This window comes from Amycolatopsis sp. NPDC047767, from assembly GCF_040704195.1.
Classification (GTDB): domain Bacteria; phylum Actinomycetota; class Actinomycetes; order Mycobacteriales; family Pseudonocardiaceae; genus Amycolatopsis.
This window is the reverse complement of sequence record NZ_JBEYSJ010000011.1, coordinates 153,696-169,395: the sequence shown is the minus strand read 5'-3', so window position 1 is coordinate 169,395 and position 15,700 is coordinate 153,696. Positions and strand designations below refer to the sequence as shown.

Annotated in this window: 8 protein-coding genes; 1 reads left to right on the top strand and 7 read right to left on the bottom strand. The window is 73.7% G+C overall.

From position 1 onward, the window contains the following. Positions 1 to 165: 165 nt before the first annotated feature. A complete protein-coding gene (locus tag AB0878_RS21745) occupies positions 166 to 1,200 on the bottom strand; it encodes a GDP-mannose 4,6-dehydratase (RefSeq protein WP_366582063.1) in 1,035 nt (344 codons plus the stop codon). A 281-nt stretch (positions 1,201 to 1,481) separates the two neighbouring features. On the opposite strand from AB0878_RS21745, the gene AB0878_RS21740 reads away from it, so the two are divergent. After that, a complete protein-coding gene (locus tag AB0878_RS21740; RefSeq protein ID WP_366582062.1) occupies positions 1,482 to 2,243 on the top strand; it encodes an alpha/beta fold hydrolase in 762 nt (253 codons plus the stop codon). Between the two features lie 53 nt (positions 2,244 to 2,296). Here AB0878_RS21740 and AB0878_RS21735 read toward each other — a convergent pair whose 3' ends face one another. The 6 genes from AB0878_RS21735 to AB0878_RS21710 all read right to left on the bottom strand — a co-directional run bounded on the left by AB0878_RS21735 (position 2,297) and on the right by AB0878_RS21710 (position 15,647). Beyond that, positions 2,297 to 5,044 carry an AAA family ATPase gene (locus AB0878_RS21735; RefSeq protein WP_366582061.1) on the bottom strand — a complete coding sequence of 916 codons (2,748 nt, stop codon included), beginning with the start codon at positions 5,042 to 5,044 and terminating at the stop codon, positions 2,297 to 2,299. A gap of 4 nt (positions 5,045 to 5,048) precedes the next feature. After that, the gene (locus AB0878_RS21730) at positions 5,049 to 5,735 is read right to left on the bottom strand and encodes a LuxR C-terminal-related transcriptional regulator (RefSeq protein WP_366582060.1); all 687 of its coding nucleotides are present in this window, start codon (positions 5,733 to 5,735) and stop codon (positions 5,049 to 5,051) included. Between the two features lie 532 nt (positions 5,736 to 6,267). Further along, positions 6,268 to 9,075 (bottom strand): AAA family ATPase, encoded by a 2,808-nt coding sequence (locus tag AB0878_RS21725; RefSeq protein ID WP_366582059.1) that lies wholly within the window; start codon positions 9,073 to 9,075, stop codon positions 6,268 to 6,270. A gap of 6 nt (positions 9,076 to 9,081) precedes the next feature. Continuing rightward, positions 9,082 to 11,727, bottom strand: a complete 2,646-nt coding sequence (locus tag AB0878_RS21720) for an AAA family ATPase (protein WP_366582058.1) — start codon at positions 11,725 to 11,727, stop codon at positions 9,082 to 9,084. A gap of 223 nt (positions 11,728 to 11,950) precedes the next feature. Next, positions 11,951 to 14,779 carry an AAA family ATPase gene (locus AB0878_RS21715; protein ID WP_366582057.1) on the bottom strand — a complete coding sequence of 943 codons (2,829 nt, stop codon included), beginning with the start codon at positions 14,777 to 14,779 and terminating at the stop codon, positions 11,951 to 11,953. A gap of 106 nt (positions 14,780 to 14,885) precedes the next feature. Further along, positions 14,886 to 15,647 (bottom strand): DeoR/GlpR family DNA-binding transcription regulator, encoded by a 762-nt coding sequence (locus AB0878_RS21710; protein WP_366582056.1) that lies wholly within the window; start codon positions 15,645 to 15,647, stop codon positions 14,886 to 14,888. Positions 15,648 to 15,700: the final 53 nt, after the last annotated feature.

Sequence of the window (15,700 nt, the reverse complement as noted above, 5' to 3'; positions counted from 1 at the left end):
GCTCAGCTCAACCCATCTGGACGGCCGCGCGGCGGCACACGTTCGGGTCACGATCCCCACCGAGTCTCGACCGGGCGGGCCTGGGAAATCCCTAGTTCACGTCCGTTTTCCCGACAGCAGAAGGCCCCCGCCGCGGGCAGCGGCAGGGGCCGGGGTGCGAGTGGTTCACCAAGCGGCGGCCAGCAGCACGTCGCCGTAGTCGCGCTCGCGCGCGGCCTGCTCGATGTCGGAGTGGACCATCATCGTCATCAGCTCGGTGAAGTCGACGCTCGGCTCCCAGTCCAGCGCCTTGCGCGCCCGGCGGGAGTCGGCACACAGCGTCTCGACCTCCGCGGGCCGCACCAGGGCCGGGTCGACCACCACGTGCTCCTCCCAGTCGAGGTCCGCGGCCGCGAAGGCGATCCGCACGGCGTCGCGCACCGAATGCATCTCGCCGGTGCCGATCACGTAGTCGCCCGGGTCGTCCTGCTGCAGCATCAGGTGCATGGCGCGCACGTAGTCGCCGGCGAAACCCCAGTCGCGCACGGCGTCGAGGTTGCCCAGCGCCAGCTTGTCCTGCAGGCCCAGCTTGATCGCCGCGACGGCGAGGGTGATCTTGCGCGTCACGAACTCGGCACCGCGGCGCGGGGACTCGTGGTTGAACAGGATGCCGGACACGCCGTACATCCCGAAGGACTCGCGGTAGTTCTTGGTGATGTAGTGGCCGTACGCCTTCGCCACGCCGTACGGGCTGCGCGGGTGGAAGATCGTGTCCTCCGACTGCGGCGTCTCGGCGACCTTGCCGAACATCTCCGACGAGGACGCCTGGTAGAACCGGATCAGGCCGTCCTTCGACGCCGTGCGGCTGGCCGAGAGACCGCTCACCATGCGGATGGCTTCGAGCATGCGCAGCACGCCCATGCCGTTGACCTCCGTCACGAGCTCGGGCTGCTGCCACGACATCGGGACGAACGAGATCGCGCCGAGGTTGTACACCTCGTCGGGCTGCACCAGCTCGATCGCGGACACGAGGCTCCGCTGGTCGATCAGGTCACCGTCCACGAAGGACACGTCCGACATCAGGCGGGCGATCCGCGACCGGCGCGGGTTCGCCTGGCCCCGGATGAGTCCCCACACCTGATAGCCTTGCGCGAGCAGGTGCTCGGCGAGGTATGACCCGTCCTGCCCGGTGATCCCGGTGATCAGTGCGCGCCTGGACATGCTGTCCCCTTCCACCTACGGAAAAGCCACCGCGGCGGTGGCCGGGTGACGCCCCGGACCGGGGCTGTCATCGGAAAGAAGTTGCCGGAAAGCCGTTGCGACACCGGGGAATCGTCCTCGGCGGCTCGGCTCCGACGCTCGCAGCCGCCCCGCGCCGTTGTCAACGACCGGCGCCGGATGCTGGGGAATCACCGAGTTTCGCCCGCGGAAAGACTGCACACTTCCCGGTTTCCGGCGTGCTGGACTGTCCACGAAGGAGCCGCCCCGACGAAAGGACAGCCGTGAACGCCACCACCGGCCTCGACCCGGCACTCTGGCTGCGCCGCTTCCGCCCCGCCGAGCAGGCCGCGCGCCGGCTCGTGTGCTTCCCGCACGCCGGGGGCTCGGCCAGCTTCTACCACCCGGTGGCGGTGGCCCACTCCCCCGGGACCGACGTGGTGGTGCTCCAGTACCCGGCCCGCCAGGACCGCCGCCTCGAGCCCGCGATCACCGGCATCGACGGCTACGCCGACGCGGTCGCCGAGGTGCTCGCCACCCAGCCCGTGAAGCCGACCGTCTACTTCGGACACAGCATGGGCGCCGCGATCGCCTACGAGGTCGCCCTGCGCCTGGCCGGCACCCCGCACGCGCCCGCGTCACTCGTGGTCTCCGGCCGCCGGGCCCCCGGCACCATACGGGACGAGCGCGTGCACGAACGCGACGACGCCGGCCTGCTCGCCGAGCTGAAACGGCTCAACGGCACCGATTCGTCGCTGCTGGACAACGACGAGATCCTCAAGATGACCCTGCCGTCGCTGCGCAGCGACTACCGCGCCATCGAGACCTACCCGACGCGCCCGGGCCGCCCGGTGGCGTGCCCGATCCTCTCGCTCGTCGGCGACGCGGACCCGAAGGCCACGACCGAGGAGGCCGGACGCTGGCGCGAGCACACCACCGCCGGGTTCCGCCTCCGTACGTTCCCCGGCGGCCACTTCTTCCTCACGACGGCCGCGGCCGAGGTCAACCAGGAGCTCGCGCAGGAGCTGGACGCACTCGACTTCTGAGCACGCACGAGGAGGGCCCGCCGCTCGAGTCGCGGCGGGCCCTCTTCGTGCGGTCAGTTCCCCTCGGCGGGTTCCAGGATGTGCGCGACGTCCGGCAAGCCGCCCCGACCCGCGATGCCGAGCTTGCGGTACACCTTCGTCAGGTGCTTCTCCACGGCCCGCACGCTGATCTCCAGGTCTTCGGCGATGCGCTGGTTCGCCTGGCCCGCCAGCACGAGCCGCGCGACGCGGCGCTCCGACGGCGTCAGGTCGGCCGGGTGCGCGCCGGACGTCGGGTCGCCGTGGGGTCGTACGTCGGCGACACCGCAGGCTTTCGCGAGCTTCTCGCCGCGGGCCAGGTGTTCGGCGGACGCGGCACGGTCGGTGGACGCCAGGCGCCGGCCGAGCAGGATGTGGGCCTTCGCGAGCTCCAGCTGCCCGAACGAGCCGTCGAGGACCTCGATCGCCTCACGCGCCAGGTCCAGGGCGCGCGGGCCCTCGGTCATGCTCGCCCACACGCGCAGCGCGCGGCCGTGCGCGGTCGGCGCGCCCCACGCGGCGGCTCGTTCGTGTTCCTCCTCGATGAGGTCGTGGGCCAGCTCTTCGGCGCCGAGCCGGTGGTGCAGCCGCGCGGCCCAGGTGCGCCACGGCAGCACGGCCGGGTTGCCCCAGCCCATGAGGTCGTACTCGCGGCCGCAGTCGAGCAGGTGCTCCAGCGCGGCCTCCGCGTCGCCGTTGGAGGCCGCGACCACGCCGTCGACGAGGTTGCCCAGCCAAGCCGGGATCAGCGCGTTCTCCCGCGCGCGGTAGGCCGACAGCGCCCGCCGCGCCAGATCCGGGACCACGGCTTCGGCCACGATCAGCGCGAGGGTTTCGCAGCAGCGCACGGCGACGGCGGTGAACGCCGGGTCGGCGCGTTCGAGCGTGCGCGCGGCCAGTGTCGCGGCTTCGGTGTGCCAGCCACGGCGGGCGAGCGAGTACGCGCGCTCGGCCTGGGCGACCAACGTCTCGGCCGCGTTCTCACCCCACTGCCGGCGCGCCAGCACCGTGAGCGAGGTGAGCCACGAGTCGGCCTGGTCGAGCAGGTCCAGCGCCAGCATCGAGCGCGCGGCGAGTGGCACGGCCGTCCGCGCGTCGGCGGGCGAGGGCGGCTCGCCGAGCACGACTTTCCGCGCGATCACGCCGCACCGCTCGGCGTCCTGCCCGGCGAGCGTCGCGGCGTGCACGAGCACGGCGGCCTGGTCCCGTTCGGCGCGGGAGCCCGGGGTGGCCGCGGGATCGAGGCGGGCGAACCCGGCCAGGGCGTCGGTGAACGGGCGCAGCTCCCCCAGCCGCGCGTACCGCAGGCGGGCCTCCAGGGCGAGCGCGAGGTCGCGATCCGCGGGGACGCTCAGCTCCGCGGCGGCCGCGGCGAACTGCGCGGTGAGCGAAGCCGGTGCCAGCTCCAGGGCCAGCGGCGGCAGCACCGCGAGCTCCCGGGCCCGGCGGCCGCGGCCGGTGAGTCCCGGCAACGCCTGGGTCAGGTGCCGCAGCGAAGCCACGGGCGCGGACGACCGCTCCACAGTGGCCAGATCCACGAGCAGCTCCGCGCGGTCGGCACCACCGGCCGTCACCCCGAGCAGCGCGCGCAGCAGGCACCGACGCGCGGTGGCGAGATCGCCCCGCTGCAACGCGTCGCGCCCCGCGGCCTTGAGCAACCCGATCGCCCAGCCGGTCGGCGGGCTCTCGGCGGCGAGCAGATGGCGGGCGACGTCCTCGGGCGGCCGGCCGGCTTCGGCGAGCACCCGGGCCGCCCGCAGGTGGCGTTCGGCGGTTTCCGAGGCGGGCAAAGAGTTTTCGACGGCGTCGGCGATCGCCGCGTGCGCGAACCACGCGGGTTCGTTCTCGTCGACGAGGCCGGCCGCGGCGAGCGCGGCCAGAGCCGCGGCGCAGTCGTCGGCCGCGAGCCCGGTCAGCGGCGTCAGCAGTCCGGGGCCGGCCGGTTCGCCCAGCACAGCCAGCGCGTACGCGGTTTCCTTGACCGGCGGGCATTCCACGGCCAGCGCCTGCACCGCCCGCGCGCCGATGGCGGCGGGGCGGCACGTCCGCACGGCCTTGACGGCACCGGACTGGGGCCGCCGGCCCGCGGCACGCTGGCTCCGCACGAGAGCGGCGAGGAACAGGGGGCGGCCGTGCGACACTGTGGTGCACGCGCGGACGAAAGCTTCGTCGCCTGGTTCACCGAAGCAGTCGGTGATCACCTGCTTCACCCCGGCGCGCGTGAGGGGGCGCAGCGCCAGTTCGTGCGCGGTACGGCCGTAGATCCGCGCCAGCGGACCGGTTTCCGCCACGCCGGCCCGGTCGTGCCGGCCGGCGACGACGAGGACCACCGGACGGTCCTCAGCGGACTCCGCCAGCAGAGCCAGCCACCGCGCGGAGCACGGGTCGGCCCAGTGGAGGTCGTCGACGAGGACCAGGAGGGGCCGGCCCGCGGCGTGGGCCAGCACCTCGTCACGCACCCGTATCGCGTCGGCGTCGGCGAGACCTCCCGCCGTCCGGGCACGATCGGGCAAGCGCACCGCCGTCTCCGGCAGGACGTCGAGCATCCGGCGCAGCACCCCGAGCGGGAAGTCGCGTTCGGACCGCACACCGCCGGCCCGCAGCACGAGCACCGCTTCGGGCCCGCTGTCGAGCACGGCCGCCTCGGCCAGGGCGCCGAGCAGGGCCGACCGGCCGATGCCGAGCGGTCCCGAGACGGTCACCACGCAGCCGGTACCGCTGCGTCGCGTGTCGTCCAGGATTCGCGCGACCAGCGCGGTCTCCTGCTCCCGCTCGGTGAGCACGGGCTCAGCGGATGTATTCCGGGCGCACCCGCGGCGGCCACTGGCCGATGCCGAGGATGCCCATCGAGTAGCCCTTGGACACCAGGGCCGGGCGGTTGGTGACCTTCAGCTTCCGCAGCAGCGTGGTCACGTGGTACTCGACGCCGCCGCGGGAGAGGAACAGCTTCGCGGCCAGCTGCACCGTCGACTCGCCGGCGGCCACCCCCTCCAGGATGCGGGCGTCGACCTGGCTCAGGAGCTTCTGCTTGCTGCTGGCCAGCTGCGGCGCGGAGTCCGCGTCGTCCGGCTTCACGAGCACCGTGATCGTGTCGACGCGGCCGCCGCTGCGCACCGCGATGCCGGTCAGCTCGCCCGCGAACACGGAGTCGCGCGGGCCCACGGCCACCATCTGCTCGGCGAACCGGGCGTGCTGGCCCTCGGTCAGCCGCGTCAGCTGGTGCTTGAGCTTGCCCTGCACGCTCGGGTGCAGGAAGTCGCAGAAGCTGCGGCCGTACACGTCCTTGGCGGTGCGCCCGAACTGCCGCGAGAACGGCACGTTGGCTTCCCGCACGCGCAACCCCAGGTCGAGGTTGGCCATGCACATCCCGGACTGCTCGAAAAGGGAGGTGTAGATGTCGCGGTATTCATCGGAATTCCGGGCCATGGTGGTGGCGGAAGGCGCCGGCTTGGCGATGACTGCACTGGAATTCATCGGTATCGACCATTCCTCTCAGGTCACGCGAGGCCATGATCTGCCGACCGGAAGCGAATCGGCCGACATATGACGTTTCATTTGTTGATCTCAGTCTATGGATGGAAAACCAACCAAGTCAACAGCGCCGGAGCCTCCCCGCTTAATCCTGCGGTACCCCCACACGATGGTTCGGTACGGTGCGGTCGGACGCGGTACGGTTCCCTTTGACCAGCCAAAACCGGAATCCCTCAGCCGAAGTTCACCTCGCGTTCGCCCGCCGGCCCCGACCACCGGTGCGGGCGCGCGGTCCCACACGGACGAACATAAACCCACATCGCCCACCCTTGCCCGTGAGACCACCGGGATGTGCCCGTTCTTCGGAGTTCCCGAAATGCCACGGCCTACTCCCCGGGGACCTGAAACTTCTTCGGAAACCCTGTTCCCATTCATTCGATTCGGCGCATAACTGTGACATTCCCCGATTACGCGCACCAGTTCGTGGCGGTACTTCTGCCGTCAATTCCCGGCCAGCGGCACAACGCGGCCCGGTTCAGCCGATTTCCGGGTCGCCGCCGAGCGCCGCGGCCAGCTCCGTGCGGCCGTCGATGCGGAGTTTCCGGTACGCGCTCGTCAGGTGCTTCTCGACCGCGCGCCGGCTGGTGCCCAGCTCGACGGCGATGTCGGCGTTGGTAAGCCCGCGCGCGGCGAGTTCGGCGACGGTGGCCTCGCCACGTGTCAGCTCGGGGCGGATCACGGGCGCGGCGGTGGATCCGGCCGGGGCCGCGAACAACCCGTCGGCCTCGGCGCCGAGCCAGTGGGCTCCGCACTGCTCGGCGAGCCGGCGTCCGCGCGCCAGCACGCGCTCCGCCTCGTCTCGGTCGACATCGCGCAGCACCTCGCCCAGCTTGATCAGCGCTTTCGCCTGCTCGAACCGGTCGACCGAACCACGCAGCACCTCGTTGGACTCGCGCAGCAGCTCCAGCGCGCGGTCGCGGTCGGGGTGCACCGAGGCCCGGATGCGCAGCGCCCGCCCGAGCGTGGTCGGAGCGCCCCACTCGAGTGCGCGTTCGTAGTTGTCCTCGGCGTGGCGCACCGCGTCGTCCTGGCGGCCCAGCCGGTGCGACAGCACCGCCGCCCACGTGCGCCACGGGTGCATCGCCGGGTTGTGCCAGCCGGCCCGGTCCAGCCGCCGCCCGCTGTCGAGGAACTGCGCGAGCGCCATCTGCAGGTCACCGCGCTGCGCCGCGAGCGCGCCTCGCAACGAGCGGCGGATCTCGAACAGCCGCAGGTCCCCCGGCGGCGCGCCGTCGAGCACCCGCGCCGCGAGCGGCCGGTCCCGCAACGCGAACGCCACCAGCCCGAGCACCACCGACGGCAGCAACACGGCGTCGGGCCACGAGCGGTCGACGAGCTCGAACGCCCGCACCGCCTCCTCCCGCGCCTCGACGAGCCGCCCGCAGCCCAGCAGGAGCAGGCCGCGCTGCGCGCCGACGAGGGCCTGCGGTGTCGGGTTGCTGTGGCGTCGGGCGTTGTCGTACGCGGCTTCGAGCCACGACCACCCCGCGTCCACCGCGTCGGCGGCCATCAGCACGGCCGGCAGGGTCTGCAGCGCGGCGAGCGCGCCGTAGGTGTTGGTCGGATCGTGGGCGAGCAGCTTCCGGGCCTGGCCGGCGATCACGTCCGCCGTGGTGCCCGAGCCCAGGGTGGCGGCCATCAGCAAGACCACGCGCAGTTCGCGTTCGCCGGCGGTCGGGCCGTGCGGGTGGTCGCGCAGCTCGGCCAGCCGCCGGGCGGCCGCCGCGAGCTTGGCTGGTTCGCCGAGACCGGAGAACCAGACCCGGGCCTCGAGCCGCAGCGCCAGCTCGCGGTCGTGGCCGGACAGCTCCTCGGCCGGGCCGAGCCGGTCGGCTACGTCGCGGACCAGCTCGGCCACGAGCGGGCCCTCCCCGGCCACCGGCAAGGGAATCCAGGTCGCCACGGTGGCGCGGTCGCGCACCGTCGGCATCAGCGGCGCCGCCTGCGCGAGGTGACGGACCGCCGAACCCGGGTCCACGTCGAGCTCGGCCGCGGCCAGCTCCACGAGCAGCCGCGCGCGTTCCCCGCTGTCCGGCGACAGATCCAGCAGCGCGCGGCGCAGGTAGCGCCCGGCCGGCGAAGGCGCGGCGCGACGGCGGGCCGCTTGCGCCGCCGCCCGCAACCGCTCGACCTCCCACCCGGCGTTGATCACGTCGACCTGGAGCAGCTGCGCGGCGACCGCCTCGGGCGGGTAGCCGCTCTCGTCGAGCAACTTGGCCGCTTTCCGGTGCAGCGCCGAGCTTTCCCGCGCGTCGAGCAGTTCCTCGACGACGCGGTTGAGCGACGCGTCCCGCACGGTGACGCGGTCGCCGGCCACTTCGAGCCAGCGGCCGCCCAGCGCGGTGAGCGCGGCCGCGCGGCCCGGCGCGTCGACTTCACCCAGCCGCAGCACCAGGTCCAGCTCGGCGTCACCCCCGAGGACCACCAGCGCCTTCGCGAACGCCGCGACGCCGGGAACGCGCCGCAGCAGGAACTGCAGGCGCTCGCGCCGGAACGCCGTGCCCAGCTCGCGGATCCGTTCGCAGTCCGAAGCCTTGCCGGTGACGCGGTGGGAGACGGCGCGGTCGAGCAGCGTGCGCAGTTCCTTCGGGCTGCCGGAAGTCACCTCGTGGCAGGCGAGCGCGAACTCCGCGGCGTGGTCCGCGCCGAACTTGCGGCCGACGAGCCGCGCGGTCGCCTCCGCCGAGAGCGGGGCGGCCCGCAGGTGGTAGCGGGCGACGTCGGCAATCTCGCGGATCAGGGGCTCACGCCCGGCGGTGCCGTCCTGCAGCACCGCCGCGATCAGCACCCGCATGCCCGAAAGCCGCCCGGCGAGGAAGGCCAGCGCCCGCAACGACGGCTCGTCCACCCAGTGCAGGTCGTCCACCAGCACCACCACGGGGCGCTGCGCGGCCAGCCCGACGAACAGCGTGTGCAGCCCGTGCAGCACGCTGGCCGTCGCCGAGCGGGCGGGGTCGTCGCCCACGACCGGCGGCCGGCCGCCGGTCAGCGGGTCCAGCAGCACCCGCGCGACCGGCGCCGCCACCGGCGGGCCGGGCACCGACAGCAGCGGGAGCACGAGCTGGCGCACGACGCCGAGCGGGAAATCCTGTTCGATCTGTGCGCCGCCCGCCCGCAGCACCCGCGCGCCGAGCCGCGTCGCCGACGACCCGATCTCCCGCAGCAGCGCGGATGATCCCGCACCGGCCGGACCGCCGACCAGCAGCACGGCCCCCTCGCCCGACTGCACCTCCAGCACGGCCTTCTCCAGCACGGCCAGCTCAGGTTCGCGTTCGAGGAGCACCGCCGCTCACTCCCCCCGCCCCGCCGGCGCCCACCGGGCCGCGAGCTGTGCGCGGCCGCGGATCCCGAGCTTGCGGTAGGCCTTGGTGAGCCGCAGCTCCACGGTTCTCGTCGCCACAGAGAGCGCTTTCGCGATGTCCCGGTTCGCCATCCCGCCGGCGGCGAGCTCCACCACCTCGCGCTCGGGCTCCGACAGCAGCCCGCCGGTCGTGTCGTCCTCGTCCCGCGGGGCCGGCAGCCGCAGTGCCGGCCGGGCCGCCGGCGGGTGGATCGCCGCGCCCGCACCGAGTTTCGCGAACGACACCTCACGCATCCAGTCGAGCAGCTCGCTCGCGCCCCACGCTTCGCCGAGCGCCTTCTCCTCGGCGATCAGCTCCTGCGCCGCGGCGCGGTCACCCAGCCGCAGCTGCGCGACGGCCGCGATGGTGCGCCAGCGGGACAACATGGGGTTGAGCCAGTGCCGGCCCCGCAGGATCCGGCCGCACTCCAGCAGCGCCGTCAGCGCGCCTTCGACGTCACCGCGTGCGAGGCGCAGCCGGCCGCGTTCGTAGAGCAGGAACGCCCAGCCGGCCCCGCGTTCGGCTCCGGCCGGCAGCGGCGCCGCCTCGGCTTCCCGCGCCTTCTCGACGTCACCCTGCTGCTGGTACGTCGCCATCTCCCCGGCCACGTGCCGCGCCACCAGCGTCGGGTGCCAGCAGCGCACGGGCAGCTCGCGGCCGGCGGTGTAGAGATCGCGGCGCGCCTGCTCGGCGCGGCCGAGCCAGCCCGCGGCGAGCGCCCGGTACAGCAGCGCCTGCGCCGCGATCGCGCGATTGTCCCGGATGCGCGCCTGGCTGAGCACGGCGTCGAGGCCGGAGAGCGCCTCGGCGGGTTCGAAGCAGCACAGGAGCGCGCGGCCGGCCATGAGCTTGGGCATCAGCGGGCCGTCGTCATCCGGGTTGGCGAGCGCTTCGCGCGCGAGCGCGCCGGCGCGGGGGCGGTCCTGCCCGCGGGTGGCCAGCAGCCACGCGAGCGCGCCGGCCTGGGCCGGGTCACCGTCGGCGGCCGGATCCGCCGGCGCGGCCAGGGGTTCGACCGGCACCTCGGGTTCGGCCGGTCCCTCCTCCTGCGCGATCCAGCCGATCACGCCCAGCGTCGTCAGCGACGGTTGCGGGATGATCCCCGCGCCGCGCTCGCACATCACCGACACGACCTGGCGCGCCGTTTCGTTGTCGCCGCGGCCGACGAGGAGGTCGGCGGCTTCGAGCACCGAGGGCCACGAGCGGGTGCACGGCGGCGCGGTCAGCACCTGCCGCAGCCGGGTGTCACTGGCGTCCGGGCTCTGCGCGACCTCCAGCGTCGCGAGCCGCGTGAGCACGCGCGCCCGCTGCTCGGAGCCGAGGGGTTCGCCCAGTGCGCGGCGCAGCGCCGTGACCGCCGGACCGGAGCGGCCCTGCCGCGACCGCAACGCCGCCGCGTCCGTGAGCGCCGTGCCGGCCCAGGCCCGGCCCACCGGCGGCGCCGCGGCGAGCAGGTCGGCGATCGCGCCCGAGCCCACCCCGGTGCGCCGGCCGAGCGCCGCCGCGCGCACGAACAGGTCCTCGCGCTCGTTCGCCGGCATCACCGCCAGCACCTCGCCGGCCAGGTGCGGTTCGGCCAGCCGCGGCGGGTCCGGCACGGCGAGCCCGGTCGTCACGAGGATCTCCAGCGCCTGCGCGGGTGAGGACTCGGAAAGCCGCGCGAGCGCGACGGCGAGCTCGAAGTCGAAGTCCTCGCCGCACACGGCAAAGACCTGCAGCAGCGCGATCGCATCGGCCGGCAACCCGCGCGCGACGCGGCAGGTGCTTTCCGACCACACCGCCCGCGCGGCCGTGACGAGCGCAGGCGTCCGGTCCGCGACGGGCGGCACGCCGTCGGCCTGCAGCCGGTCGAGCGTGCGGGCCAGCACCGCGGGAAAGCCGCGAGTCGCGGCCATGGCGGCGGACGCGAAGGCCTCGTCGACCGGTTCGCCCGTGGTGTTCGTCAGGAACGCTGCGGTCTGGGCCGAGCTGAGCGGTTCGAGGCCCACCTCCTGCAGCTCGACGGGCCAGGCCGCGTCGAACGCGGCGTCCGCGCCCAGGTACCTGCCGAGCGAGCCGTGGGAGGTCGTCGCGATCAGGATCGGCGCGCCGGCGACGCGGTGCAGCATCGCCTCGAGCCAGCACAGCGACCAAGGGTCGGCCCACTGCAGGTCGTCGAGCGCGAGCGCCAGCGGGCCGCGGCGGCTCAGCGCCGCGAACTCCGCGCAGACCAGGTGCACCGGCGAGGTGCAGGACCCCGTCTCGCTGCTGTCCCGCACGCACAGCTCCACGAGCTCGGCGAACCGGGCGGGCGTGCACAGCGCGGCGAGCAGCTGCGTGACGGCGCTGTAGGGAATGTCGGTCTCCACCGGCGAACACCGCGCGACGGCCGTCGCGGCCCCGCTCATCGCGGCCGCCTCGGCGACCCGGCCCAGCACCGCGCTGCGGCCGACGCCCAGCGGTCCGGTCACGCTGAGCAACCCCGGGCGGCCCTCGCCGAGCGCCGTGACGAGCTCTCCGGCCGTCCGCAGCGCCGATTCGCGGCCCAGGAGCGGGCCGGCGGACCCGCCGCCGCTCACCACGCCGGTCACGAAGCGTGTTCGGCGATTCTGCACACCCACCTCCCCGGCCATCCCATCCAGTGACGCTCAGGCTACCGATTCTGCACTGAAGGTTATCCCCGGAGAATGACTATCGCTGTTTCCCACGTTAGGAGGTAGTGAATTTCTGCCCCTGCGCGCCCGACAGCGCCGGACGCGTGGGCAACCGTAACGATCGGTGACCATTCACGGCGGTACTTCTACCGTCCTCAAGCCGTCACGGAGGGTGTAGAACGCTTCACGGCTGCTCGCTCAGCGCCTCGGCGATCTCCGCCCGCCCCTTCAGCCCGAGTTTGCGGTACACGCCCGTCAGGTGCAGCTCGACCGTACGCACCGTGAGGAACAACGACTCGGCGATCTCCCGGTTCGTCGCGCCCTCGGCCGCCTTCTCCGCGACGCGCCGCTCGCTGCCGCTCAACGCGTCGGCCGGCGACGCCGTCCCGCGCCGCATCCGGCCGCCCGCCTCGGCCAGCGCCGGCAGCGACTGGTTCAGCTGCAACTTGTCCCGGCACAGCACGGCGACGTCGATCGAGCGGCGCAGCCGGTCCCGCGCGCCCTCCGCGTCGCCGCGGTGGAACAGCCGCCGGCCGAGCAGGAACTCCGCGCGGGCGTGCTCCAGTTTCGCCGGGGACGGAGCCAGGATCTCGGCGGCCTCGGCGAGCAGGTCGATGCCCGTGGCGCCCGGCGTCAGCACGCCGCGCGCGGTCCGGACCATGCCGAGCGCGCGGGCGGTGCCCCACCGGGCCGCGCCTTCTTCGGCTTCTTCGATCCCGGCCCAGCCCTCGTCACTCCGGCCCAGCCCCGCCAGCACCTCGGCCGCCTCGTACCACCACGGCGCGAGCACCGGGTTGGCGATGTCGGCCTCGGCCAGGCTGTCGCGGCAGCGCAACAGCTGCTCCAGCGCGCCGGGCCCGTCGCCGGTGGCGGCGAGCGCGCGGGCCCGCGCCATCAGGACCCAGTGGTACTCCAGCGTGAACCGGTCGAGCCGCGGCCGGCGCACGCTGTCGAGAACCTGCAACGCCCGGGCGGGTTCACCGTGGCGGATCAGCGCCGCCGCGAGCGCCGCCTGCGGCATCGCGCCCGCGTCGCCCCACGCCTCCTGCGTGATGATGTCGTGGGCGAACTGTGCGTCGGAGAGGCCGTCGGCGGAGTTTCCCGTCCACAGCAACACCAGCGAGCGGGTGCTGGCCCCGAGCGTGTAGGTCCACGCCTCGCCGCGGCGCTGCGCGTGTTCCATCAGGTCGCCGAGCGCGGCGAGCGACGGCTCGACGTCGTCGGCGAGGTACAGCGTGAGCACCGCGCCCAGCACGGCCCAGCCGCCGGGCGTGACGTCGCCGATCGAGAGGACCTTGCGGGCGTGCCCGGCGAGCTCGGCCGCCGGTCTGCCCTGCAGCGTCCCGAGCGAGGCGAGCATCGCCAGCAGCTGCCGTTCCTCGGCCGTGTCTCCCTGCGGCGGCACGGCGTCGCGGAAGCGCTCTCCGACCTGGCGCACGGTGGCCTTCTCGTCCATGCCCGACAGCAGCAGCACCGACTCCAGCAGCGTCCGCGTCGACCGGTCCTGTGCCGACGGGGTGCCGCCGACGGCCTCGTCGAACCGGTCGAGCACCGACTCCGCCAGCGCGTAGGCGCGCAAGGAGTTCTGCGACGTGAGCGAAGTCAGCGCGTACTGCACCGCCAGCGGCACCCGGCGCCGCGGATCGGTCACGAGGTCCAGCGCCCGTTCGAGGTGCCCGAGCGCCGCCTTCGGGTCGACCTGGGCGAGCACCCGGGCGACGTGCCCGAGCACGGCCACGCTGTCCTCGTCCGCCGCGAGCGCGCGCGTCAGGTAGCGGGCCGCGGCCGCCGGAGCGCCGCGGTTCTCCGCGACGACAGCCGCGTCGCGCAGCACGTTCACCATCCACGGCTGCGGCCGCCCGCTGAGGAGCAGCAGCTGCACCGCGACTTCCTCCGGGGCCCGGCCGTTGTCGTTGAGCAGCGTGGCCGCGCGTTCCCGCAACGCGTGCAGCTGTTCGGCGGAGACGGCGTCCACGACCGCGTGGCGGATCAGGTCGTGGGTGTACTCCAGCCGGTCGGGCAGCAGCAGGTCGTCGGCTCGCAACGCGCGCACGGCGGCCGCCGCCGGCCCCGGCTGGGTGCCGGCGAGTGCCGCGATCAGCTCGAGCTCTTCCCCGCCCAGCACGGCGATCGCGCGGGCGACGGCGAACGCGGCGGCCGGCAGCCGGTCCAGCACCGAGCGCGCCACGACCTCGCGGCCGTGCTCGTCGAGCGCCGGCACGTGCGTCGCATCAGGCACGACGCGCGGATCGGCACTGCCGCGCAGCTGTGTCACCACGCGGTCGAGCAGGAACGGGTTCCCGCCCGTCACCTCCACGCACTTGCGCACGAAGGCCTCGTCCGGACTCGCGCCGAAGCGCGCCTGCAGCACCTCGGCCACCGCTTGCGGCCCCAGCGGTTCCAGGTCGAGCGTGAGGCAGGTCAGCGTCGCCCCGATCTCGCCGAGCACCTCCGGGCGCGGTGCATCACGGCCGGTGCGCTGGGTCATCACCACGAGCAGCGGCAGGTTCTCCGCGCGGCGCAACAGAAAACCCAGCCACCGCAACGAAGTCTCGTCACACCACTGCACGTCGTCCACGGCGAGCACCACGAGCCCGTCGGCGGTGAGCCCAGCCGTGAGCCAGTGCAGGCCATGCATCACGGCGTACGTGTCGGCCGCCGCGCCCTCGGCGCCGCCCGGCTCCAGCGCGGGCAGTGCGAGCCGGGCACTCCCGTCGGGCAGGCCGGCGCCGGTCAGGTCCAGCGGCGCGAAGAGCGCGCGAACCGCTTCGTACGCCGACGAGCCGCTTTCCGGGCAGGTGACGGTGAGGACCGTGGCGGCGACGGTGTCGAGCTCGTCGAGCGCGGCCGCCACCAGCTTCGTCTTGCCGATGCCCGCCGGGCCGCGCAGCAGCACCGCCTGGCCTTCGCCGAGCGCGGCGTCGCGGGCTTTCCGCACGAGCAGCGAAAGTTCCCAGTCCCGCCCGGCCAGCTCGGTTCCGGGCACCGGCCGCAGGCCACTCCGAACGGCCACCGCGCCTCCTCCACGCATCGCGGGCGCTCATGCCCGGCGGGATCTTGCTGCCGGTGCCACTGTGCCAGCTGTCGATCAACCGGGTGGGACAGCAGGGCGCTCGCGGTCACACAGTGAGCACCTTCGTACCCGTGTGGCGGATCTCGTCGAGGGCTCCGGGGTCGACGTGGTCGTCGGTGATGAGCGTGTCCACGTCGTCCAGATCGCCGAAGCGCGCGAAGTGGTCGTTGCCGATCTTCGTGTGGTCGGCGAGCACGATCGTCCGGCGCGCGGCCGCGATCGCCGCGCGCTTGACCATCGCCTCCGAGGAGTCCGGGGTGGTCAGGCCGCGTTCCACGGACACGCCGTCGGTGGCCATGAAAGCCACGTCCACGTAGGTGTCGCCGAGCGCGCGCAGCGCCCAGTTGTCCACGGCGGCGAGCGAGCGGCCCTTGACCCGGCCGCCGACGAGCATCACCGTCACGTTGCCGCGGCCGCTGAGGGTGACCGCGATCGTGACCGCGTTGGTGACCACCGTGAGCTCGCGCTCCACCGGCAGGATGCCGGCCAGCTCGCCGACGGTGCTGCCCGCGTCGAGCAGGATCGCGCCTTCGGCGGGCACGAGGTCCAGCGCCGCCTTCGCGATGCGCCGTTTCTCCGCGGCCATGGCCGAGTCGCGCACAGGCAGGCCGAGTTCGGTGCCCCCGCTTTCGACCGGGATCGCGCCGCCGTGGACGCGGCGCAGCACCCCGCGGCGTTCGAGCGCGGTCAGGTCCCGGCGCACGGTCTCCGTGGTGATGTCGAACTGCGTCGCCAGCCCGGCCACGTCCACCCGGCCGTTTTTGCGCGCCATGTCCAGGATCGTCTGATGGCGCTCCTCGGCGTACATTCTCCCGCTTCTCCCCTGTCGGTAACCCGAGAGCCTCCCTTTCGGTTTCCCGA

Coding starts and splice junctions, on each gene's coding strand:
- AB0878_RS21745 (WP_366582063.1), bottom strand. CDS start 1,200: ATGTCCAGGCGCGCACTGATCACCGGGATCACCGGGCAGGACGGGTCA.
- AB0878_RS21730 (WP_366582060.1), bottom strand. CDS start 5,735: ATGAATTCCAGTGCAGTCATCGCCAAGCCGGCGCCTTCCGCCACCACC.
- AB0878_RS21710 (WP_366582056.1), bottom strand. CDS start 15,647: ATGTACGCCGAGGAGCGCCATCAGACGATCCTGGACATGGCGCGCAAA.